The sequence below is a fragment of the Nonomuraea sp. B19D2 genome (assembly GCF_040137845.1).
Classification (GTDB): domain Bacteria; phylum Actinomycetota; class Actinomycetes; order Streptosporangiales; family Streptosporangiaceae; genus Nonomuraea.
In genome coordinates this window covers 293,816-316,424 of the sequence record NZ_JBEFAK010000004.1, presented here as the reverse complement: position 1 = coordinate 316,424, position 22,609 = coordinate 293,816, and the positions used below count along the sequence as shown (strand labels likewise).

Genomic DNA, 22,609 nt, shown 5'->3' with positions numbered 1-22,609 from the left:
GTCGTGGACCAAACTGTCGAACGGGAGCTCTCAGCCGACGACGTTCTTCAACGCCTCGCCGAGCGCCTTTGCCTCGTCGGCGGAAATCTCCACGACGAGCCGGCCGCCACCTTCGAGGGGGACCCGCATGACAATGCCGCGCCCTTCCTTGGTGACCTCGAGCGGACCATCGCCGGTCCGCGGCTTCATCGCCGCCATGCGTGCATCCCTTCCTGCCTTGGGCTCCCGCGGCCCGCGATTTCCGACCGCCCATGGGGGGTGGTCGGCGCATTCACGTCTTCTGTGATGTCCTATTCTCCCGCATCGAGAGCGCTCATGGGTAACGATCTCCTCCCAGAATGCGTTGTCGAGACGTGCGTTGACGTCCAAACTGGACTTCGTGCACGCTCGCGCCGCTCTGTTCGATCTCTACGGAGACCACCTGCGCTCGCGCGGTGGACAGGCGTCCGTCGCTGCGCTCGTGAGGCTCATGAAACCCCTGGATATAGCGGCTCCCGCCGTCCGCACCGCCGTTTCGCGCATGGTGCGTCAAGGGTGGCTGAAACCGATCAGGCTGCCGCAGGGAGCCGGCTACGGGCTCACGCCGAAGTGCGTCAGACGCCTGGACGAGGCCGCACTGAGAATTTACCGAGCCGGGACATTGGAGTGGCACGGCCGGTGGCACCTGATCGTCTTCGAGCCGGTCAAGGAGCGGCCGCGCAGGGAGCGGCTCAGGGCCGATCTGGCGTTCCTCGGGTACGCGTCGCTGTCGGAGACGACGTGGATCGGTCCACGGTCATCGATGGAGCTGGACAACCTGCTGGAAAGCGAGGGCGTGCGGGCCGACCGGTTCGACTCGGCGCTCGAGGGCGACCCGCGCGAGCTGGTGGCCAGGGCATGGGATCTGGACGCCATCGGCGAGGCGTACGAGCAATGGCTGACCGAGGCTGTCACGCTGATCAGCACGCTGCCCGATGGGGCTCCAGCGGACCAGGTCTTCGCCACCAGGAGCAGGCTCGTGCACGGCTGGCGCAACTTCCTGTTCCGCGACCCGGGTCTGCCGGCCGAGCTGCTGCCCGCGGGCTGGCCGGGTGAGAAGGCCAGGGCCTACTTCGAGCAGGAGGCCGCCCGGCTGCTGCCCGCAGCCGCCGCGTTCGTCGACAGGGAGTTGATTTGATCCGCTATGACGTGGCCGACGCCGTCGCCACCATCACACTCGACCGACCAGAAGCGATGAACTCGCTGACCGCCGAGACCAAGGACCGCCTCCTCGCCGCCCTGCGCGAGGCGGCGCAGGATCGCGAGGTCAGGGCCGTGCTGCTCACCGGCTCGGGGCGCGCCTTCTGCGCGGGCCAGGACCTGCGCGAGCACGCGGACAACCTGGAGGCGGGCCGCGGCCTGGCCGACACCGTACGCGTGCACTACAACCCGATCGTCGAGCTGATCACCACCATGCCCAAGCCGGTGGTGGCCGCGGTCAACGGCGTCGCGGCCGGGGCGGGCGCGTCCCTGGCCTTCGCCTGCGACCTGCGGGTGGCCTCGGAGAAGGCGAAGTTCGCGCTGGCCTTCTCCGGCATCGGCCTGGCCCCCGACTCGGGCGCCTCGTGGACGCTGCAGCGGCTGGTGGGCCGGGGTCGCGCGGCCGAGCTGATGCTGCTCGGCGAGCCGCTCGACGCGGCCCGCGCGCTGGAGCTGGGCCTGGTCACGCGCGTGGTCCCGGCTGACGACGTGCTGAAGACCGCCCAGGAGCTCGCCGTACGCCTCGCGCACGGCGCCACCCTGGCCTACGCCGCCACCAAGCGGGCGCTGGCCTACGCCGCGACGCACTCGCTCTCCGACTCGCTGGCCATGGAGGCCGACCTCCAGGACGAATGCGCCGCCACCCAGGACCACCAGAACGCCACCCGCGCCTTCCTCGCCAAGGAACGCCCGACGTTCCGCGCCGAGTGACGTCCGCACCAGACCCGGCGGCGCAGCAGGCCGCCAGACCCGGCGCGGTGCCTGCCACCGCGCCGGGCTCCCCGCCCCCAGCCACCGCGTCCGGCTCCAACCTCCCAATCACCGCGTCCGGCTCCGTGCCCCCGGCGGGCGCTTTCGAGGGGCTCCGGGCGACCGCGCTCAGCCTGCTCACCGGCGGCGACCTCGACGCCTGCGATCCGGTCTACGCCGGACCGGTGGCCAGGCTGAGCGAGGCGGCAGGCGGCTGGCTGGCCTCGATGTCGCCCGGTGGAGCAGCCGGGAGAGGAGCCGGCCCGCTCTGGCCGGACCTGCCGCTGGACGGCCGTCCTGGCGACGTGACGGGCAGCTACGGCCGCCTCCGCCGGATCGCCACGGCCTGGGCCACGCCGGGCACCGCACAGCACGGCGACGACGCCGTCGCGGCGCGGGTGGTGGACGCACTCGACGTGCTCTACGAGCGCCACTACAACGAGCGGCTGCCCGAGACGGGCAACTGGTGGTTCTGGGAGATCGGCACGCCAGCCCACCTGAGCCGAACGTGCGTGCTGCTCGGGGAGCGGCTCGACGCGGCCAGGCTGGAGGCGTACCTGCGGGCGATCGACCGGTTCTGCCCGGACGCCGACTGCCGTACCCGTCATCCCGAGGTGTCCGAGAGCGGCGCGAACCGGGCGGACAAGGCGTCCATCGTCGCCTTCCGCGGGATCGCCGGGCGCAGCGCGGCCAAGCTGGCGCTGGCCCGCGACGGCCTGTCGGACGCGCGGGACGGCGGGCGCCGCAGCGTGTTCGGCTACGCCGAGTCCGGTGACGGCTTCTACCGCGACGGGTCGTTCATCCAGCACGAGTGCGTGGCCTACACCGGCTCCTACGGCCTGTCGCTGCTCATCGCGGTCGCCGAGACGCTCGCGCTGCTCGACGGCTCGCCCTGGGAGGTGAGCGATCCAGGGCGGCGGGTGGTGCTGGACGCGGTCGAGGGGTCCTTCGCCCCGTTCGTGCACGACGGGCTGCTGATGGACACCGTGAGGGGGCGAGCGGCCACGCGGCAGGCCTTCTCCGACGCCGTGGCCGGTCATGGCGCGATCGGCGCCGTCCTGCTGCTCGCGCGGAGCGCGCCCGAGCCGTACGCGCGCCGGTTCCGCGAGCTGGCCAAAGGGTGGATCGAGCGCGGCACGAACCGCCCCTACCTGGAGCACGCGGACGTGCCGGAGACCCGGCGGGCGGTCGCGGTCCTGGACGACCAGACCATCGAGGCGGCGACGGGACCGGTCGGCCACTTCGTGTTCCCATCGATGGACCGGGTGGTGCACCGGCGGCCCGGCTGGTCGTTCGCGATCAGCCTCTCGTCGCGGCGCGTCGCCGCGTACGAGGCGATCAACAGGGAGAACCTGCGCGGCTGGTACACCGGCGACGGCATGACCTACCTCTACACGAGCGACCTGGGCCAGTTCGGCGAGGACTTCTGGCCGACGGTGGACCCGTACCGGCTGCCGGGCACCACGGCCGGCACCCGCGACCGCGAGGACCTGTCCTTCAGCGCCTACTGCCCGGCCAACGCGTGGGCGGGCGGGGCGGTCCTCGACGGCCGGTACGGCGCCGCCGCCATGGAGCTGGCCGGCGACGGAGCCGGCCCGCGGGCACGCAAGTCGTGGTTCTGCCTGGACACGGCCGTGGTGGCGCTGGGCAGCGGCATCACCGGCTCCGACGGCCGCGGGGTCGAGTCCGTGGTGGAGAACCGGGCCACGGACGCGGAGCCGTACCTGGGGGACGGCTGGGCGCATCTGCCGGGCGTCGGCGGCTACGTGATGGATGGGGCGATGAGCCTCGTGGAGGCGCGTACCGGCAGGTGGCGCGAGATCAACCAGGGCGAGGACACGTGCGGCGCGGCCGACCCCGTCACGCGGCGGTACGTGACCTTCTGGTTCGACCACGGCGTGGACCCCATGAACGCCTCCTACGCCTACGTGGTGCTGCCCGGGGCCTCACGCGAGCGGACGCGGAGGTTCCGCGGCTCGCGTCCCGTGCGGGTGGTGGCCAACACGCCCCTGGTGCAGGCTGTACGGAACCGGGAGCTGGTGGCGGCCACGTTCTGGGCAGCGGGCGCGGTCGAGGGCGTCAGCGTGGACGCGCCCTGCGCGGTGCTCGTACGGCGGGCCGGTGGGCGGGTCTTCCTGGCCCTGGCCGACCCCAGCAGGACCGTGGACACGGTGACGCTGACGCTGGACCGCCCGGCACGCGGCGTCGTCAGGGCGGACGACACCGTCTCGGTGCGGCCCGGACGCCGGCCCGCCGTCACCGTCGAGCTCGGCGGTTCGCTCGGGCGGACCCACACGGCCGAGCTCAGCGTGAACGAGCCACGCAGCCCTCAATATGGTCGTTGACCAGGCCGATGGCCTGCATCAACGCGTAGACCGTGGTCGGGCCGACGAACCTGAAGCCGCGCTTCTTCAGCTCTTTGGCCAGCGCCTTGGAGCCCGGAGTGGTCGCGGGCACGTCGGCCATCGTGCTCGGCACGGGCGCGTCGGGGTCGGCGAAGCGCCACACCAGGTCCGACAGGCCCTCCGGCAGGTCCATGGCGGCCCTGGCGTTGCTGATCGCGGCCTCGATCTTGGCCCGGTTGCGTACGATTCCCGCGTCGCCGAGCAGGCGCTCCACGTCCTGCCCGGTGTAGGACGCGACCTTGGGGATGGAGAAGCAGTCGAAGGCGGCGCGGAAATTGTCCCGCTTGCGGAGGATCGTCAGCCACGACAGGCCCGACTGGAACCCCTCCAGCGCCACGCGCTCGAAGACCGCGTCATCGCCTCTGACCGGGCGGCCCCACTCCTCGTCGTGGTAGGCGATGTACATCGGGTCCGCCGCCATGCCGGTCCAGGTGCATCGGATCGGCTCGGTCACGAGCGTTCGTCCCCGTCCTTGCCCTGCGCGACGGGTACGGCCTCCCCGGCGTCCTGAGGCTCGTCCTCCGCCTTGCGGTCGCTCTCGCCGCTCTGCGGCTCGTCGGGCCCGTCGCCGGGCTCGCCGTCGACGGCGGCGGACTCGTCAACGGGAGCCTCTGCGTCAGCGGCACGCTCATCGGCAGCAGCCTCCTCGGCGGGAACCTCCACGTCGGGAGCCTCCGCGTCGGTGAGCTCGCTCGCCTCTGCCTCGTCCTGGACGGTCGCATCGTCGCCCTGCGGGATCCGCCACTCCGGGTCCTCCGGCGGGCGTCGCAGGTCGGCGGTGCCGTCCCAGGAGATCGTGGCCCCGCTGGACGACACGGGGTCGCCCGACTCCGGCAGCTCGCGGGCGACGGCCGGCGGCTCCGGCGAGTGCTCGGTGCGGGGCCCGGCCCCCGGCGCCGCGTAGACCTCCTGGCGCGCGTGCAGCCGGCTGGCCAGCAGCTCCGAGACCCGCTGCTCCAGCACCGCGATCCGGGTGTCCCGCGCGCTGATGGCGTTGGCGGCCCTGCGCAGGGTCTCGTCGACGCTCGCCGTGTGGTAGCCGACCAGGTTGACCGGTAGTTGGAGCGCCATGAAGTCGACCGCGGTGAGCTGCCCGGGCTCGGGCAGGTCGAGCGGCGGGACATCGGGCGGGAACTCGGTCAGCTCACCGCCCCTGCCGATGGAGACCAGGACCACGCAGGCCAGTATGGCGATGGCGGCGATGGCGAGTATGACCAGCACATTGGCATCGTACTCACATGGCGGACCGCGTTCAGCGGTCCGCCACAAGTGGCGCATTCCGTACTTACGATCGCGGCATCAGGTTCGCACCTGCCGCAGCTCGTGTCTCTCCGGGCGGTGCGCGCCGGTCAGCCGGCGGCTTCGCCCAGCTCGGCGACGCTGGGCCGGACCGGCTGCCCGCGCGACTCGAGGTGGGCGAACGCCTCGTCCACGGTGGCGGTCCAGGAGATCGCGTCGAAGACGGCGGCCCGGGTGAAGCCCTCGTCGTACAGGTGGTTCATCAGCTTCCTGAGCGGGTCGTACAGGCCCCAGGGGTCGAGGATCACCAGCGGCCGGTCGTGGATGCCGAGCACCCGCGCGGTCCAGATCTCGAAGAGCTCCTCCAGGGTGCCGATGCCGCCAGGCAGCACGAGGAACGCGTCGGAGCGGGCGTCCATGATCCCCTTGCGCTCGCGCATGTCGGCGGTGACGATCAGCTCGTCCGACTCGTCGTCCGCGACCTCGACGTCCACCAGCACCTGCGGGATCACGCCGATCGTGCGCCCGCCGCCCGCGCGGACGGCCGAGGTCACGGCGCCCATGCAGGAGACCGTGGCGCCGCCGCTCACCAGGGTGTGGCCCCGCTTCGCGAGCTCGGCGCCCACGTGTGCGGCCAGGTCGATGTACTTGTCGTCGATGTTCAGGCTGGAGGCACAGAAGACGCAGATGTTCACATCGAGGAAGCCTATTGGGGCTCGGCGTACTGGGCCTCGGCGGCCTCCAGCTCCTCCTCGCGCTGCCTGGAGCGGGCCAGGTCGGCGTCCACGATGATGCGCACGGCCTCGTCCACGTCGTCGGTCACGGTGATGAGGTCGAGGTCCTGGGGAGCGATCTTGCCGGTGCCGAGCAGGGTGCCCTTGATCCAGTCGAGCAGCCCGCCCCAGTACTCGCTGCCCATCAGCACCACGGGGAAGGACGTGACCTTGCGGGTCTGCACCAGGGTCAGCGCCTCGAACAGCTCGTCGAGCGTGCCGAACCCGCCGGGCAGCGTGATGAAGCCGCACGAGTACTTGACGAACATCGTCTTGCGCACGAAGAAGTAGCGGAACTCGATGCCGAGGTCGACATAGTCGTTCATGCGCTGCTCGAACGGCAGCTCGATGCCGAGCCCGACCGACATGGCGCCGTCCACCTCGCTCGCGCCGCGGTTGGCGGACTCCATGACGCCCGGCCCGCCGCCCGTGATCACCGCGTAGCCCGCCTCGGCCAGCGCCCGGCCGAGCGCACGGCCCATCTGGTACTCGGGCGTCCCCTCGGGTGTGCGGGCGGAGCCGAAGACCGTGACCGCCTGCGGCAGCTCCGCGAGCTGGCCGAACCCCTCCACGAACTCGGCCTGGATCCGCAGCACCCGCCACGGGTCCATGTGGACCCAGTCGGACGGCCCCTGGCGGGCGAGCAGGCGCTGGTCGTGCGTGGAGCTGGGGACGAGGTGACCGCGGACGACCGCCTGACCCTGACGGCGTTCAGGACGTGACTGTTTCATGCTCGCCACGGTAGTCCTCTTGCGCACGGTAGGCGTTACGAGCATGAAACACCAGGTCAGACACCTGGAGAAGCGCGCGGAAAAATCTTTGAAAAACTAGGGAACCGGATTTCGACTGCCCTGCGTCTAACTGCCGAGGGTGCTGCTCGGGACTGAAAGTGGCTTTCCCCGCCAAATGGCCGGCGAGGAAAGCCACTTTCATCTTGTGAGCCAGTCGAGCATGGCCCGCTCGCTCTCGACGATCTTCGACAGCGACACGTACTCGCCCTGTTGATGCGCCAGATTCGGATCCCCAGGACCGTAGTTCACGGCGGGCACCCCGAGCGCGGAGAAGCGGGCGACGTCCGTCCAGCCCAGCTTGGCGCGGGGCGTGCCGCCGACGGCCGCGGTGAAGGCCGCCGCCACCGGATGCGTCAGCCCCGGCCTGGCCCCCGGCGCGGCGTCGACGAGGCTCACCTCGAACCCGTCGAACACCTCGCGTACGTGCTCCTGCGCCTGCTCGATCGACAGGTCGGGCGCGAAGCGGTAGTTGACGGTCACCACGCACAGGTCCGGGATGACGTTGCCGGCCACGCCGCCCCGGACGCCGACCGCGTTCAGTCCCTCGTGGTATTCGAGCCCGTCGACCACCGGCAGCCGCGCCTCGTACGCGTTCAGCCTGGCCAGCACCGGCTCGATCCCGTGGATGGCGTTGACCCCGAACCACGACCTGGCGCTGTGGGCCCGCTTGCCCCGCACCGTGATCTCGGCGCGCAACGTGCCCTGGCAGCCGCCCTCGATCACGCCGTCGGTCGGCTCCATCAGCACCGCGAAGTCGGCCGCCAGCCAGTCGGGGTGGTCCCCGGCCACGCGGTTGAGCCCGTTGCGCTCGGCCTCGACCTCCTCGCAGTCGTAGAAGACGTACGTGACGTCCTTGTCGGGCGCGGGCACGGTGGCCGCCAGCTTGAGCGCGACCGCCACGCCGGCCTTCATGTCGGACGTGCCGCACCCGTACAGCAGGTCACCCTCCACCCGGCTGGGCAGGTTGTCCGCGACGGGAACGGTGTCGAGGTGCCCGGCGATCAGCACGCGCTCGGAGCGGCCCAGCTCGGTGCGGGCGACGACCGTCTCGCCCGACCTGTCCACCTTCAGGTACGGCAGCGCGGACAGCGCCCGCTCCACCGCGTCGGCCAGCGCCCGTTCGCCGCCGCTCACCGACTCGATGTCCACGATCGCGGCGGTCAGCGCGCGTACGTCCTGCGTCAGGTCAAGCATCAGGTGTTCACTCCGTGTTCGCGCAGCACCTCGTTGAGCGCCGCCTTGTCGTGTCGCTGCCCCGGCTCCAGTCGCTTGAGCACCAGCACGCACGGCAGGCCGAACGTGCCGCCGGGGAACTCCTTCTGCCGCGTGCCGCCGACGGCCACGGACCAGGCGGGGATGTGGCCGCGGGCCAGCTCCTCGCCGGTCTGCACGTCGATCACCGGGATCGAGCCGGACAGGATCGTGCCGGCACCGACGACCGCGCCCTCGCCCACCCGGGCGCCTTCGACGATCATCGACCGGCTGCCGATCAGCGCGCCGTCCTCGACCACGACCGGCACCGCGTTCGGCGGCTCCAGCACGCCGCCGATGCCCACCCCACCCGACAGATGCACATTTTTCCCGATCTGAGCGCACGAGCCGACCGTGGCCCAGGTGTCCACCATGGTCCCTTCGTCCACGTACGCACCGATGTTCGTGAACGACGGCATCAGCACCACGCCGGGCGCCAGATACGAGCCCCAGCGGGCGATCGCACCCGGCACCACGCGCACCCCGTCGAACGAGCTCTTGAGCGGGATCCTGTCGTGGTGCTGGAAGTCGCCCACCTGCGAACGCGCCATGCCGAGCACCTTGAAGCCGAGCAGGATGGCCCGCTTGGCCCGCTCGTCCACGACCACCTCGCCGCCCACCAGGCGCGCGGCCCTGGCCGCACCCTTGTCCAGCAGGTCCACCGCGCCGACGATCAGCCGGCGTGCCTCCACATCGGCAGGCGACAGCTCCGCACGGCGCTCCCACAACTCGTCCACCACCGCGGATATGGGCGAGGAGGTGCTCAGGTCACTCATGGCCACGGAGCTTATCCGGCCGGGTAGGTTCTTCAGGGTGCGCCTGCGCTTCTCCCGAGGAGTCATCACCATCGCGATCATCGTGATCGTGCTCGCCGTCGGCATCTCCGTGGGCCTCTACCACCTGCTGAAGAAGGCCACGCCGCTGGCCGTGCCCGAGGCCCACTGCACCGTGCGCACCCCTGACGGCGAGCTCTACCTCTACCCCGAGCAGGCGCAGATCTCCGCCACCATCGCGGCCGTCGCGGCGCGCCGCCGGCTGCCCGAGCGGGCCGTGGTGATCGCGTACGGCACGGCTCTGCAGGAGTCGAAGCTCTACAACCTCAACTACGGCGACCGCGACTCGGTGGGCGTGTTCCAGCAGCGGGAGTCGCAGGGCTGGGGCACCAAGAAGCAGCTCATGGATCCCGTCTACGCCACGAACAAGTTCTTCGCCGCGCTGGTCAAGGTGAAGGGCTACCGCAAGATGCCGCTGGCGGACGCGGCCCAGGAGGTGCAGCGCTCGGCGGGCGGCTACGCGTACGCGCAGCACGAGGGGGACGCCAAAATCCTCGCCGCGGCCTTCACCGGGCGTGTCCCCCAGGCCGTCCACTGCTGGTACCCGCCGGGCAAGAAGACCCCTGCGCCGCAGCCCCGCACAGAAGAGGCGCGCAAGCAGCTGGCCAGGGCGCTCGGGAGCACGGCCATCACCACGAAGAAACGCGGGTGGCTGATCGCCGCCTGGTCGGTGGCCCACGCCGAGAAGTACGCGCTGCGGCGCGTGGGGTACGCGGGGGCGACGTGGTCGAACGACATGAACCTCGAGGGCTGGCAGGCGGGCGGCAAGGCCACCGCCACCCAGGTGGAGCTCTCGTGACGCCCGCCCGCCGGGGTCAGGAGGCGCGGCGGACGATGGTGATGGAGCCGGGCGCCAGGGGCTGGGCGTAGCTGGCCGTCCAGGACTGGCCCTGGATGCGTTCGAACGACAGCAGCCGCCCGTCCAAGGCGCGGTAGTCGGCGAAGTCCAGCAGCCCCCGCTCAGGGTGGCCCGTGTCGCCCTCGCTCCGGAAGGCCGCGGTCCCCCGCTCGACTGGGAAGAACTCCATGCCCTCCATGATCAGCATGCTCTTGGCCGGCACCATGCCCTGCGTGGGCACGTCGGTCCAGAGCTTCACCTCCAGGTGCGGCGGATCACCGGCGTGCAGCTCCACGGACAGCCACTGGAAGCGGCGCGCGCGGTCCCGAAGGAGGTATTCGGTCCACTCATGTCCCTGCCACGAGATGTGCATCGCACCGAGCACCCGTGCGGGAGACCCGTGCACCTCGATCCGGTCGCCGACCCGGATCGTGCGCGGGTCGGTGTAGTCGGTGCCGGCATGCCCGGGCGCGCTCACCGGCGCCGGTAGCGGGGTCTCGACGGGAGCGACCTCAGCCGGCGGCGCGCTCGCGCGGCCCTTCCCGTCGCGCCGCAGGGTGGCCAGGAAGGCCCCGAGCAGCAGCAGGACGGTGGCGATGCTCAGCCCGAGTACGACCATGGAGGTCATGCTCATCGATCAGCTCGCTCCACTCGCGGTCTGTCTCGGCAAAAGCCCTTATCGATTTATGTGTTCAAGCCCGTACGGCTGGCTTATGACGGGCGATCCTACTGGAGGCGGCGCACCGCCGCACCGATCCGCTCATCAGTCGCCGTAACGGCGATGCGGATGTGCCGCTCACCTGCCGATCCGTAGAAATCTCCCGGTGCGGCCAAAATGCCGATTTCGGAGAGCTTGGCGACCTGATCCCAGGCGTTCTGCCCGTTCGATGCCCAGAAGTACAGTCCGGCCGTCGAATGGTCGATGTGCCAGCCCGCCTGCTCGAGCGCGGGCCGCAGCAGGGCGCGGCGGGCGGCGTACCGCTCGCGCTGCCGGTCGGCGTGCTCGTCGTCGCCGAAGGCGACGGTCATGGCGGCCTGCACGGGCCGGGGCATGATCATGCCGGCGTGCTTGCGCGTCTCCAGCAGCCGCTTGACCAGGACGGGGTCGCCCGTCACGAACCCGGCGCGGTAGCCGGCCAGGTTGGAGCGCTTGGAGAGCGAGTGGACCGCGAGCAGCCCCTCGTGGGAGCCGCCGCAGACGTCGGGATGGAGGATCGAGACCGGCTCCTCTTCCCAGCCGAGCTCGATGTAGCACTCGTCGGAGGCCACGACCGTGCCGCGCTCGCGCGCCCAGGACACCACCTTGCGCAGGTGCTCGGCGGGCAGCACCCGGCCCGTGGGGTTGCCCGGCGAGTTGACCCAGAGCAGGTCCACGCGTTCGGGGCCGAGCGCGAGCGTGCTGTCGGAGGCCGTGCCCACCGCCCCGGCCAGCCGGGCGCCCACGTCGTAGGTGGGGTAGGCCAGCTCGGGGAAGACGACCCGCCCGGCGCCCAGGTAGGTGGGCAGCCAGGCGACGAACTCCTTCGAGCCGATCAGCGGGAGCACGTCCTGCTGGTCGACGGTGACGCCGTGCCTGCGGCGCAGCCACCCGGCCGCGGCCTCGCGCAGCGCCTTGGTGCCGTGGGTGAAGGGATAGCCGGGGCTGTCGGCCGCCTGCACGAGGGCGTCCTGAACGATCTGCGGCACGGGATCGACCGGAGTGCCGATCGAGAGGTCGACGATGCCGTCGGGATGTGCGAGCGCGCGTTCCTTGTACGGCTCCAAACGGTCCCAGGGGAAGTCGGGCAGCTTGTTCACACGGTTCTCCAGGGTTGTGCGTTGCCGTACTCAAAAAGCGCACGCCAACGGGGCGCATCCGAGCCCGGATGCTCCCCGTGCGGCGTAGACCAGGACCGGCTAGTGGTCCTCACCCTGCGGCGGCAGCGCGGCCACCACCGGGTGGTCCTTGTCTATCTTCCCGACCTTCGAAGCGCCACCCGGCGAGCCGAGGTCTTCGAAGAAGTCCACGTTCGCCTTGTAGAACTCCTTCCACTGCTCGGGAAGGTCGTCCTCATAGAAAATCGCCTCGACGGGGCATACAGGCTCACACGCGCCGCAGTCCACGCACTCGTCGGGGTGGATGTAAAGCATGCGCTCGCCCTCGTAGATGCAATCGACGGGGCATTCCTCGATGCACGCCTTGTCCAGGACGTCCACGCAAGGCTGCGCGATGACGTAGGTCACCTCGAGCTCCTTCTTCTCCAGCACCATGGCATGACTCTGACCGCGGTTTGCTACGCCCTAGTATTGCCGTGCTTGCCAGCTGGCCGAAACGGAGGGTGGCAAAGTCGTGGCCGCACGCCTCGTCATCGCGATCACAAGTCAGGATATAGGTGCACGGATCACCACCCGTAGGCGCGTTCCAGGGGGATTTCGCGACGCTGTGGGCATCCTCGTGTCGTGGGAGGGCGGACTTCTAAAAGTTCGCAAAAAGGACGGCACTGTGGTGGAGATCCCTGAAGAGACACTGGTGGCGGCCAAGGTCGTTCCGGCCGCGCCTCCTCGACCTGGGCGGATGCAACAGTAAGTATTCGTACTGTGACTGTACGTACCTGCGCCGCCGCCGCAGCAGCCATCCTCGCCAGCGCCGGATGTGGCGCGTCGTCCACAGACCACAACTCGACCCAGCCGAAGAGCCTGCCGCCGGTCAACGTCCAGGCAGACTCGATGAAGGCCGGCTTCACCACCGTCGACCGGCTCGTCGAGGCCGCCAAGCGCGAGGGCCAGCTCAACGTGATCGGGCTGCCCCGCGACTGGGTCAACTACGGCGAGGTCATCGACACGTTCTCCGACAAGTACGGGATCAAGGTCAACGAGCTGGAGCCGCAGGCGAGCAGCAAGCGCGAACTGGACGCCGCCGCGCAGCTCAAGCCCGACGTGTTCGACCTGACCATGGACGTGGCCGTCTCCGGGGCCGACCGGTTCGCCCGGTACAAGGTGCAGGGCTGGCAGGACCTGCCCGACCACGTCAAGGATCCCTCCGGCGCCTGGTACGCCGCCTACGGCGGCTACATGTCCATCGGGTACGACCCGCGCGCGGTCAAGCCCCCCGCCTCCTTCGCCGACCTGCTCAAGCCCGAGTACCGGGTCGCGCTCGACGGTGACCCGCTGCGCTCGGAGGGGGCGTTCGACGGCGTGATGGCCGCCTCCATGCAGGCAGGGGCGCCGCGGCCGGAGCAGGGGGTGGCGCTGTTCGCCAAGCTCAAGCAGGCGGGGCGGCTCACCGATCTGACCAAGGCCAACGTGGTCGTCGCCTGGGACCACCTCAACGCGGCCCGCAGCGCCGCCCACCCCGACGCCTGGCAGGTGACGATCCCGCGGGACGCGCCGCTCGGCGACTACCACATGCAGGCCATCAACAAGGCGGCCCCGCACCCGGCCGCGGCCCGACTCTGGCAGGAGTTCGTGTTCTCGGACGAGGGCCAGAACCTGCTCCAGAAGGGCTTCGCCCGCCCCGCGCGCGGGGAGGCGATGCTCATGAAGGGCACGCTCGACTCGGAGCAGGCCGCGAAACTTCCCAAGGCGCCAGGGCGTCCGGTGCTCATGACGATTCCGCAGGCAGACGCGGCGAAGGCGTATCTCAAGCAGGAATGGACGAAGAGTGTCGGATGAGTCCGATGTGACTTGATATGTCGTAGGGACGTTCAGGCTCTAAAGTGAGCAGACAGCACGGCCAGGGGGCCCGTTGTCTGATCGAATGTGAGCTGATCGTCTTGCGATATGACACACCGAGCTTGGAGCGGTGGAACAGTCGCGCCTACGACAGCAGCTTCGGCTACGTCTCGACGCAGGGCGCGCCGCTGGTCGATCTGCTGGATCCGCGGCCCGGAGAGCGCGTGCTCGACCTCGGCTGCGGCACGGGCGTGCTCACCGCGCAGATCGCCTTCAGGGGCGCGGACGTGCTGGGCATCGACGGCTCGCGCGCGATGATCGAGAAGGCCATCGCGCAGTATCCGGGGATCACGTTCGCCGTCGGCGACGGGCACGACTTCACCGTGGTGGACCCGTACGACGCGGTCTTCTCGAACGCGGCGCTGCACTGGATGAGCCGCGACCCCAGCGCGGTGATCGCCAGCGTGCGCGAGGCGCTGACGCCCGGCGGGCGCTTCGTCGCCGAGCTGGGCGGGGCGGGCAACTGCGCCGAGCTGACCGCCGCGATGCTGACGGCCTGGCGCGAGTACGGCCTGCGCGAACCAGACCTGCCCTGGTACTTCCCCACCCCCGCCGAGTACGCCCGGCGCCTCGAGCAGGAGGGGTTCGTGGTGCGGTTGCTGGAATACTTCGACCGGCCGACCCCGCTCGACGAGTGCCCCGGAGGGGCCGCCGACTGGGTGCGGATGTTCGCCGCGTCGGTGCTCGAAGGGCTCCCGCCGGAGATCGTGGAGCCCCTGCTCCATCGCGTGAACGAGTTGGCCGCGCCCGCGCTCCGCAGGGAGACTGGCTGGATGGCCGACTACGTGCGCCTGCGCTTTGCCGCTGTTCGGCGTTGATGCGTTGTACATGATGCGTAGGGCTGTTTTGCCGGACTATGGTCTTTTCCGAGGCGGCGAGATTATGGCTGCACCGCTGCGGCGGCGTGAGGGGCTGGTGAACGGAACGGGATGAACTTCTGCCTGAGCGACCTCGTACCACCGTTGAGGTGGAGCGACGCCTCGACGATCACGCTGCTCACGGGGCAGCCGGATCTGCCGGACGCGTGGTGGCGCAGCCTGCCCATGCCGCACGTCCTCACGGCGATCGGCCCCGAGGCGTTGGGCGAGCTGCTGACGGAGATCGCCCTGGAGCACTGGCCCGCTGCCGCGGTGGGCGACGTACTGCCTGCGCTGTACGTGCTCGACCCTGACGAGGCCGACGAGCCCGCCGTCGCGATCGCCCTCGATCGGGCCGGATCGTGGGCCGGGCTGCTGACGCTGACCGGCAGGGAGCTGGTGGACCAGCCGTTCATCCAGGCGCGGCCGGTGCTGAACACGCTGTTCTCGGCGGTCCTGGGACGTCTCGCGCACCCGCAGGTGGCCGAGCCCACGGCCCAGGCGTCGCACACCGGCACGCACGAGCCCGCGCACGCCGCCGAGCCGCGTACGGCCGTGAAGCCGTCGCACGCCGCCGAAGAGCGCGAGCAGAGCGCCGACGAGGCGGAGCCCGCGGCCGTGGCCCAGGAGGCGGCACCTGAGCCGATCGCGGCCCACGAGGCGGCCCCTGAGCCGGTCGCGGCCGAGTCCGCGCCTGAGCCGGTGGAGGAGCCCGACCCCGTGGTCCGGTTTGCCGCCGCAGGGTCGGTCATCGACGACCCCGAACCCGCCGCCCACTTCTCCCCCGCCGGTTCCGTCATCGACGACCCCGAGCCCGTGGCGAGCGCGGCCGAAAAGGCGGCACAGCACGCCGCCGACAGCCCAGAGCCCGCCGAGCCCCGGCACGCGGACGCGGCCCCGGAGCCCGCCGCGGCCCCGGAGCCCGACAGGGTCGAGCACGCCGTCGAGGCGGAGCGGCCCGTGCACGATGAGGGCGCGGCGTCCCACGAGGGCGCGTCTGAGACCGGCGAGGGCGAGCCCGTGGCCGCCGAGCCGCACGAGGCCGCCGCACATCGCGAAGAGGCCGCCGCACATCACGAAGGCGAGCCGGCGGTTGCCGAGTCGGTGCTGGACGCCGACGCCGAGCCGGTCTCCGACGAAGGACGCGAGCCCGTGCTCGACGCCGCCGAGGAGCCCGCCCCCGAGCCGGCGGCCGAGGAGGCGTCGGCCCTGGAGGCCGAGAGCGCGGCCGAGGAAGCGGAGCCCTCCGAGGCACCGGCCCCCCAGCCGGAGCCCGCCCAGGCGATGGCTCCGGAGCCGGAGCCCGCCGCAGCCCAAGAGCCCGCCTCAGCCCAGGACCCCGCAGAAGCCCAAGAGCCCGCGCCAGCGCAGGACCCCGCCGCAGCCCAGGACCCCGCCGCAGCCCAAGAGCTCGCCTCGGTGCCGGAGCCGGCCCCGGCGCAGGAGCCGGTCGCGCAGGAGCCGGGGTTGCCGGAGCTCATCGAGGCCTCGTTCGCCGGGCTCGACGACAAGAGCTGGGCCGTCGCGCAGAACCGGGTCTTCACCGACGAGCCCTCCGCCGTGGACCAGCTGGCCAAGCTCTTCGCCGTCCCTCCGGCCGAGATCTCCGCGACCGAGGACGAGTTCCGCACCCGCCTCGACCACTGGCTGGCGAGCGAAGAGGCGGCCCCGTACCGGGCGCATCTGGACGAGCTGCGCAGGACCCTGGGCCCGGCCGTCCGCAAGGAGCAGCTCATCGGCGCGGCCGACTGGCACAACGTGGAGATCCGCGCCCTGGAGGTCCCCGCCTGGCAGTTCGTGCTGGCCACGCTCGCGCCCCAGCGCGAGCCGCAGCCCCAGCTCCAGCCGCAGTCGGCGTTCGGCCAGGTCCAGACGGAGTCCCCGCCCCCGGGCCCGCCGCAGTTCCAGGCGTTCGCCCCGGCCGCCCCCGCGCCGGAGGAGGCCAACGGCGACTCGGGCGAGCACGAGCCGCACCAGCCGCTCAAGGACGTCTCCCAGACCAGGCGCTGCTTCAGGCAGCCCGACGGCCGGTGGTGGCTGCGCATCGACGTGACCGCCGAGCAACTGGCCGGGGGCGAGTGCGCGCTGCCGACGGGGTTCGCGTCGTACCTGGGCCTCTCGCCCGGCGAGAGCAGGACGGTCAAGAGCGCAGCCGGCGAGCTGACCATGGCGTGGCACGGCAGACCGGTGCTCGAGTCCATCGAACGCCTCCTGGTGGACGTGGGCGCGCGCGAGGGCGGCCACCTGTTCCTGACGCTGTCGGACGAGGGCGTGCTCAGGGCCAGGCACCTCCCGGTCGCCGCGCAGGGCGCCGAGAAGATCACCAAGGCGCTACGCCTGGTCGGCTACACGGCTCCGGGAGGCACCCGAGATCAGGCGGCCAGGGTGATCGCCACGAGGATCGGCATGACCGGACCGGTCGCACTCCCCGACCTGCTCGCCAGGCTCCGCGAACGCGGGGACCGCGATCTGCTCGAACTCCTGGACTGAGCCGGTGCCGCGGCTCGCGATCGGCCCTGAGTTTCTCAGGGAGCTCAGCGCACTGGCCCAGCCGGTGCGCAGGGACGCCGTGGTCGCGCTGCGCCGGTTCCTGCTGAACGTGGCCGGCGCCCCGCACCCCGAGCGGGTCAGGGGCGGCCAGGACCCGCGGGTCGCGACCCTGCGGCTCGCCGGGGGGCACCGCGGGGTGGTGGTGCGGCAGCGGGACGTGTACTGGCTGCGTACGGTGCTGCCCGACCCCGACGCCTGGTCGTACGCGCGCCGCCACAGGTACGGCGTCAACCCGGTGATCGGCGTCGTCGAGGAGTGGGACGCCGAGGCACTCGAACGCGTCGAGCCGGCGTTACGCAGGTCGGCCAGGTCCCCCGGGCTGTTCGACCCGATCTGCGACGGCGACCTGCTGGGACTCGGCCTGGACGGGCACGCGCTGCCGCTGTTCCGGCTGATCACGACCGAGGCCGACGTGGCCGCGCTCGAACCGCTCCTCCCGCCCACCCAGCACGGCCCGCTCGCCGTGCTCGCCAGGGGCGGCACGCTCTCCGAGGCGTGGCGTGAGCTCGACGCCTGGCGCGCGACCGACGAGGAGCCCGGCCCGATCGACCCCGAGGACCTGCACGCGGCACTGCGGCGCAGCCCCGACAGGGCGGTGTTCGTCACCGACAAGGTGGAGCTGGACCGGGCGCTCGACGCCCCCGAATGGTGCACGTTCCTGCAGCCGCCGCAGCACCGGCTGGCCAGGGCCGGCCGGTACGAGCACCCGGTGCTGGTCGTGGGCGGGGCGGGCACCGGCAAGACGGTCGTCGCCCTGCAGCGGGCCGCCCGGCTGGCCGCGCACGGGTCGGGCCCTGTGCTGCTGGTGACGTTCACTCAGGGGCTGGCCGAGGACCTGTCGGCGAAGCTGGACCTGCTGATCGAGGACGAGGTCATCCGCAAGCGGATCGAAGTGGACAACGCCGAACGCCTGGCCCTGCGCATCGTGGCCGACGCGGAGGGCCGTCGCCCGGCGCTCGTCGGCCCCGGGGCGCGCACGCTGGCCCAGCTGACGGACGAAGCGCTCAGGCTGCTCTCCCTGGCGACGGGCGATCTGCTCGACGACGTGGATCCCGGGCGCAAGCCGTACCGTCACATCGTCGTGGACGAGGCGCAGGACGTCAGCCCGGCGCAGTGGCGGCTGCTGCGCGCGGCTGTGCCGCGGGCGCCCGATGACCTGTTCATGGTCGGCGATCCGCACCAGCGGGTCACCGACACGCGGGTGACGCTCGGCGCGGTGGGCATCCCCGCCGTGCAGCACACGCTCAGGCTCTCCTACCGGATGCCCCAGGAACTGCTGTCGTTCGCGATGCGGATGCGCGGCGGCCCGGCCAGCGGCCTGGTCAAGGGCATGACCGATATGTACGGCTTGCGCGCGACGCGCTACGGCGAGCGCCCGATCCTCAGGGCGTACGACACGCCGGAGTCGGAGCTGGCCGGGCTGCGCAGCACGGTCGAGTCGTGGCTGGCGGACGGCGTGCCGCCGAGTGAGATCGCCGTGGGCGCACGCAACTCGCGGCTGGTCCGGCAGGCCAGGCAGGTGCTGGGCGGACTGGACGTGCAGGCGTCGACGTTCCAGCATCTCAAGGGGCTGGAGTTCGAGCGGGTGGCGCTCATCGGCGTGGCGGAGGGCGTGGTGCCCGAGCCGCCGCCGGAAGAGCCTGACGCGCGGGCTCGTGCCCTGCAGCGTGAACGGAGCATACTATTCGTCGCCTGCACGCGTGCGCGGGCGATGCTCTATATCTCCCATTCCGGAAGAGGCAGCCCGTTTTTGTCACTCTAATCACATAGTCTGAACTGCGGATATATCTTCCCATTGCCGGTTGGACCTCAATGAACCTCAGCCTGAGCGACCTCGCGCCACCCCTGCGATGGACCCCCCCTGGTCAAATCGCGCCGATCGTGGAGGAGCCACAGCTGCCCGAGGCCTGGTGGCAGGCGATCCCTCTCGATCGCGCGTGCGCCATCGTCGGGACGCAGACCGTGGCCGGCCACCTGGCCGACCTCGCCGTGGCCTGCTGGGGTCATCTGATGATCGGCGACGTCCTTCCGTTGCTGCGCTTCTCCGACCCCGCCGAGTCCGAGCGGACGCCGGAGATGCTCGGCAAGGACGTCGTGCAGAAGCTCTTCACCGGCGTGTTCGAGCGGCTGCTCGAGCCCGCGCCCGAGGCGGTGCCCGCGCCGTCCAGGCCGGACAGGCCGCTGCCCGAGTTGATCGACGACCTCTTCGGCGCGCTTGACGACCGGCAGCGGGCCATCGCCCGCGACCGGCTCTACGCGGCGCAGCGGGCCACTCTCGACGAACTGGCGCAGCGCTTCTCGGTGACGCGGGAGCGAATCAGGCAGATCGAGCGCGACCTGCGCGATCACGTGGACGCCTGGCTCAACAAGCCGGAGGCCGCCGCCCTGATGGCACACGTCACCTGGCTGCGCGGGCGGCTCGGGTCCGCGGTCCCGGCCGACGATCTCCAGGTCGCCGTGCCGTGGCACCGTGCCGAGCTGCGCTCTCTGGGGATCCCGGCGTGGCGGTTCGTGCGTACGCTGCTGACCGGCTACGAGCAGGCCGACGGATGGCTCGTGGCGGGCGGCGCGGACGAGCTGAGGGAGAAGACGCGGCAGCTGTTCGCCGACGGGCCGCGGCCGCTCGGCGAGGCGGTGGCCATGGTCGCCCAGCTCGGCGTGCGCGAGGACGTGGCCGAGCGGTGGATCCTGGCCGTGCCGCAGCTGCGCGTGCTCGGCCAGCACGTGGTGCCGTGGCCGCGCAGCATCAACGAGAAGGCCGAGGCGGTGCTGGCGGTGGCGGGCACGCCGCTGTCTCCCGAGGAGATCCAGGAGCGCATCGGCGAGGACTACAGCCTGGTCGGCATCCGCAACCAGCTCACCGCCGACGAGCGCTTCCGCCGGGTCGACAGGAACAAGTACGGCCTGACGCGGTGGGGCGGCGACGAGTACCTGGGGATCAGGGAGATGATCGTCAGGGAGATCGAGCGGGCCGGCGGCGAGGCCTCGGTGAGCACGATCGTGACGAACCTGACCTCGAAGTACGACGTCAGCGAGAGCTCGGTGCGGGCGTACTCGGGCGGTCCCGGGTTCGAGCGCACCCAGCGGGGCTGGATCAGGGTGGCGGGCACTTCGCCGGGCGGGGAGGCGGAGCCGTACCAGCCGCGTAAGGACGTGTCGGAGACGCGGCGCAGCTTCCGCTCCCGCGACGGCCGCTGGTGGCACCGGGTGGACGTCAACGCCGAACACCTGCGCGGGTCCGGTTCGCCGCTGCCCACCGGCTTCGCGGCGTACCTGGGGATGGCGCCCGGCGGGCAGCTCACCGCCTCGACACCGTCCGGCGACGTGGTGATCAGCTGGCACAACCAGCCGACCATGGGGTCGATCCGCAACGTGCTGGCCGACTTCAAGGCGAGCGACGGCGACCACGTGTTCATGACCGTGTCGGACGGCGGCGAGTTGCTGACCCGCTACCTGCCTGCCGCGCCGGTCGGGATGCCGCCGGTGAACCGGGCTCTCTACCTCATCGGCTACACCGCTCCCATCAGCTCGGAGATGGAGGGGCTGCGGCTGATCGGGGCGAGGATCGGGATGCCCGACACGGCGACGCGCGAGGAGGTGCTCAGCAGGCTGCGCGAGCGCGGCGACCGGGACATCCTCGGCTTCCTGGGCAGTTGAGCTCTTCTGCCTGGACAGGTCAGCTCTTCGTCGGCGGTCCAGCTCTTCCTGGGCGGTTAAGCTCGGAGGATGCTCCGGATCTACGACACTCGCGCCAGGCAGGTCGAGGAGATCGCCGCGGGGCGGGCGTTGCGCATGTACACGTGCGGTCCGACGGTCTACCGCCACGCGCACGTGGGCAACCTCCGTACGTACCTGCTGTCCGACCTGATCAGGCGGGTCCTCGAGCGGCGGCGGGTACGCGTGCTGGCCTGCCAGAACATCACCGACGTCGGCCACCTGACCGACTCGGGCGCCGACAAGGTCCTGGAGCAGGCGCGGGCCGAGGAGCGCTCGGTGCGCGAGCTGGCCCGTTTCTACGAGGACGCCTTCAGGGACGACACCGCGGCGCTCAACATCCGCCCGCCGGAGCACATGCCGCGGGCGACCGAGACCGTCGACCTGATGCTCGAGCTGATCGCCAAGCTGATCGAGCGGGGGCACGCGTACGTGGTGCCGGACGGGTCGGTGTTCTTCGACGTACGAACTTTCCCGACTTACGGCGATATTTCCGGAAATCGCCTGGATTCACTTAAGCCCGCCCACCGCATCGACGCCGTGGACCCCCGCAAGCGTTTCCACGCCGACTGGGCGCTGTGGAAGCCGTTCTCCGGGGAACTGACGTGGGACTCGCCATGGGGTCGCGGCTTTCCCGGATGGCACGTCGAGTGCTCGGCCATGTCCCTGCATTTTCTCGGCTCGCGTTTCGACGTCCACGTCGGCGGGATCGACCTGCGTTTCCCGCACCATGAGGACGAACGCGCCCAGTCCAACTCGGCGGCCGGGCACGAGGTCGTCCAGCACTGGGTGCACGGGGAGCACCTGCTGTTCGACGGGCGCAAGATGGCGAAGTCCACGGGGAACGTGGTGCTGCTGTCGGATGTGGTCTCGGCCGGTCTCGACCCGCTCGCGGTGCGGATGGCGTTCATCGAACATCGGTACCGGCAGCAGATGAACCTGACGTGGGACACGTTGCGGGCCGCGGACCGTACGGTGCGGAGGTGGCGGGCGCGGGTCGCCGACTGGTCGGAGTCGCCCAGCGCGCCGATGGCCGCCGAGTACGTGCGGCGGGTCGAGTCGGCCTTCGACGACGACCTGGACACGCCGTCGGCCCTGCGGATCCTCCGGGAGCTTGAGCGTGACGCGTCGGTGGCGCCCGGCGCCAAGTTCGAGACGTTCCTGCATGTGGACCAGGTGCTGGGGCTGGACCTTTCCACGGAGATCGGCAAGGCGCGGGTGCTACCTCCGAGGGCCGGCGAGCTGCTGGAGGCGCGCGGCCGGGCGCGGGAGGCCGGCGACTGGGGTGAGTCGGACCGGCTGCGGGACTTGCTGGCGGAGATGGGGGTCCGCGTCTCGGACACCCCCGACGGCCAAACCTGGTCCTGACACCCGCCCGCTTGACGACACAGCGACGGACGCCTCGCCCTGCGACGCCCGCCTCGCTGTGAGGCACACCGGCGACGCACGCCCTGCGCCGGGTCGGTGAGACGCGGGACGGCGCAGCCCGGCGCAACGCCCACAGCGTCCGGCCGGCGAGCCCTCATCGCACCCCAGCACGCCTCCTCGTGCCCGGAGCGCGAGCCACCCGGCGCCCGCGAACAGTCCCGGCCCGCATCCCCACCCCACCCCCCCACCCCGCGCCGCAAGACGGGTGCGATGGGTGAGGTGATCGTTCTCGACCGTAACCAGCGCGCCAA

At 71.2% G+C, this 22,609-nt stretch carries 21 protein-coding genes; 11 read left to right on the top strand and 10 right to left on the bottom strand.

Annotation, left to right across the window (positions count from 1 at the left end):
* Positions 1 to 30: 30 nt before the first annotated feature.
* Positions 31 to 198, bottom strand: coding sequence for a DUF3117 domain-containing protein (locus tag ABN273_RS10790; protein WP_020545024.1), 168 nt, complete (start codon positions 196 to 198; stop codon positions 31 to 33).
* A gap of 181 nt (positions 199 to 379) precedes the next feature.
* Between ABN273_RS10790 and ABN273_RS10785 the strand changes: the two genes are divergently transcribed.
* From ABN273_RS10785 to ABN273_RS10775, 3 genes are read left to right on the top strand one after another with little or no spacing between them, the layout of a single operon-like run.
* On the top strand, positions 380 to 1,156 hold the full coding sequence (locus ABN273_RS10785) for a PaaX family transcriptional regulator (RefSeq protein ID WP_349448539.1): 777 nt from the start codon (positions 380 to 382) through the stop codon (positions 1,154 to 1,156).
* Entirely contained in the window at positions 1,153 to 1,929 is a 777-nt protein-coding gene (locus ABN273_RS10780) for an enoyl-CoA hydratase/isomerase family protein (RefSeq protein ID WP_349448538.1), read from the top strand. Before ABN273_RS10785 ends, ABN273_RS10780 begins: the two co-directional genes overlap by 4 nt.
* Positions 1,926 to 4,313 carry a polysaccharide lyase 8 family protein gene (locus ABN273_RS10775; RefSeq protein WP_349448537.1) on the top strand — a complete coding sequence of 796 codons (2,388 nt, stop codon included), beginning with the start codon at positions 1,926 to 1,928 and terminating at the stop codon, positions 4,311 to 4,313. The genes ABN273_RS10780 and ABN273_RS10775 overlap by 4 nt, the downstream gene beginning before the upstream one ends.
* Here ABN273_RS10775 and ABN273_RS10770 read toward each other — a convergent pair.
* The 6 genes from ABN273_RS10770 to ABN273_RS10745 all read right to left on the bottom strand — a co-directional run bounded on the left by ABN273_RS10770 (position 4,273) and on the right by ABN273_RS10745 (position 9,203).
* Positions 4,273 to 4,794, bottom strand: a complete 522-nt coding sequence (locus ABN273_RS10770; protein WP_349448633.1) for a DNA-3-methyladenine glycosylase I — start codon at positions 4,792 to 4,794, stop codon at positions 4,273 to 4,275. The two genes, ABN273_RS10775 and ABN273_RS10770, sit on opposite strands and share 41 nt — an antisense overlap.
* 29 nt (positions 4,795 to 4,823) lie before the next feature.
* Positions 4,824 to 5,594 (bottom strand): hypothetical protein, encoded by a 771-nt coding sequence (locus ABN273_RS10765; RefSeq protein ID WP_349448536.1) that lies wholly within the window; start codon positions 5,592 to 5,594, stop codon positions 4,824 to 4,826.
* Positions 5,595 to 5,722: 128 nt separating this feature from the next.
* Complete coding sequence (locus tag ABN273_RS10760) at positions 5,723 to 6,307, bottom strand: LOG family protein (protein ID WP_349448535.1); 585 nt, start codon at positions 6,305 to 6,307, stop codon at positions 5,723 to 5,725.
* An 11-nt stretch (positions 6,308 to 6,318) separates the two neighbouring features.
* Entirely contained in the window at positions 6,319 to 7,116 is a 798-nt protein-coding gene (locus ABN273_RS10755; protein ID WP_349448534.1) for an LOG family protein, read from the bottom strand.
* A gap of 198 nt (positions 7,117 to 7,314) precedes the next feature.
* A complete protein-coding gene (dapE, locus tag ABN273_RS10750) occupies positions 7,315 to 8,370 on the bottom strand; it encodes a succinyl-diaminopimelate desuccinylase (RefSeq protein ID WP_349448533.1) in 1,056 nt (351 codons plus the stop codon).
* Positions 8,370 to 9,203, bottom strand: a complete 834-nt coding sequence (locus tag ABN273_RS10745) for a 2,3,4,5-tetrahydropyridine-2,6-dicarboxylate N-succinyltransferase (RefSeq protein WP_349448532.1) — start codon at positions 9,201 to 9,203, stop codon at positions 8,370 to 8,372. The genes dapE and ABN273_RS10745 overlap by 1 nt, the downstream gene beginning before the upstream one ends.
* On the opposite strand from ABN273_RS10745, the gene ABN273_RS10740 reads away from it, so the two are divergent.
* Positions 9,202 to 10,059, top strand: a complete 858-nt coding sequence (locus tag ABN273_RS10740; RefSeq protein ID WP_349448531.1) for a hypothetical protein — start codon at positions 9,202 to 9,204, stop codon at positions 10,057 to 10,059. The two genes, ABN273_RS10745 and ABN273_RS10740, sit on opposite strands and share 2 nt — an antisense overlap.
* 16 nt (positions 10,060 to 10,075) lie before the next feature.
* Here the strand turns inward: ABN273_RS10740 and ABN273_RS10735 are convergent, their stop codons facing one another.
* The 3 genes from ABN273_RS10735 to fdxA all read right to left on the bottom strand — a co-directional run bounded on the left by ABN273_RS10735 (position 10,076) and on the right by fdxA (position 12,321).
* Positions 10,076 to 10,732 (bottom strand): DUF4178 domain-containing protein, encoded by a 657-nt coding sequence (locus ABN273_RS10735; RefSeq protein ID WP_349448530.1) that lies wholly within the window; start codon positions 10,730 to 10,732, stop codon positions 10,076 to 10,078.
* A 92-nt stretch (positions 10,733 to 10,824) separates the two neighbouring features.
* Positions 10,825 to 11,895, bottom strand: coding sequence for a succinyldiaminopimelate transaminase (gene dapC / locus ABN273_RS10730; protein WP_349448529.1), 1,071 nt, complete (start codon positions 11,893 to 11,895; stop codon positions 10,825 to 10,827).
* Positions 11,896 to 11,994: 99 nt separating this feature from the next.
* Positions 11,995 to 12,321: a ferredoxin gene (fdxA, locus tag ABN273_RS10725; RefSeq protein WP_349448632.1), complete on the bottom strand. Its 327-nt coding sequence runs from the start codon at positions 12,319 to 12,321 to the stop codon at positions 11,995 to 11,997.
* A 106-nt stretch (positions 12,322 to 12,427) separates the two neighbouring features.
* Here fdxA and ABN273_RS59435 point away from each other — a divergent pair, with 106 nt between their 5' ends.
* The 7 genes from ABN273_RS59435 (at position 12,428) to cysS (ending at position 22,298) form a co-directional block, all read left to right on the top strand.
* The gene (locus tag ABN273_RS59435; protein WP_502910992.1) at positions 12,428 to 12,664 is read left to right on the top strand and encodes a putative acetyltransferase; all 237 of its coding nucleotides are present in this window, start codon (positions 12,428 to 12,430) and stop codon (positions 12,662 to 12,664) included.
* 11 nt (positions 12,665 to 12,675) lie between these two features.
* Complete coding sequence (locus ABN273_RS10720) at positions 12,676 to 13,749, top strand: ABC transporter substrate-binding protein (RefSeq protein WP_349448528.1); 1,074 nt, start codon at positions 12,676 to 12,678, stop codon at positions 13,747 to 13,749.
* Positions 13,750 to 13,850: 101 nt separating this feature from the next.
* Positions 13,851 to 14,627: a class I SAM-dependent methyltransferase gene (locus ABN273_RS10715; RefSeq protein ID WP_349448527.1), complete on the top strand. Its 777-nt coding sequence runs from the start codon at positions 13,851 to 13,853 to the stop codon at positions 14,625 to 14,627.
* 111 nt (positions 14,628 to 14,738) lie between these two features.
* Positions 14,739 to 17,156, top strand: a complete 2,418-nt coding sequence (locus ABN273_RS10710) for a hypothetical protein (RefSeq protein ID WP_349448526.1) — start codon at positions 14,739 to 14,741, stop codon at positions 17,154 to 17,156.
* A 4-nt stretch (positions 17,157 to 17,160) separates the two neighbouring features.
* Positions 17,161 to 18,978 carry a UvrD-helicase domain-containing protein gene (locus ABN273_RS10705; RefSeq protein ID WP_349448525.1) on the top strand — a complete coding sequence of 606 codons (1,818 nt, stop codon included), beginning with the start codon at positions 17,161 to 17,163 and terminating at the stop codon, positions 18,976 to 18,978.
* A 119-nt stretch (positions 18,979 to 19,097) separates the two neighbouring features.
* Positions 19,098 to 20,873, top strand: coding sequence for a sigma factor-like helix-turn-helix DNA-binding protein (locus ABN273_RS10700; protein ID WP_349448524.1), 1,776 nt, complete (start codon positions 19,098 to 19,100; stop codon positions 20,871 to 20,873).
* A 69-nt stretch (positions 20,874 to 20,942) separates the two neighbouring features.
* Positions 20,943 to 22,298, top strand: coding sequence for a cysteine--tRNA ligase (gene cysS, locus ABN273_RS10695; RefSeq protein WP_349448523.1), 1,356 nt, complete (start codon positions 20,943 to 20,945; stop codon positions 22,296 to 22,298).
* The last annotated feature ends 311 nt before the right edge of the window (positions 22,299 to 22,609 follow it).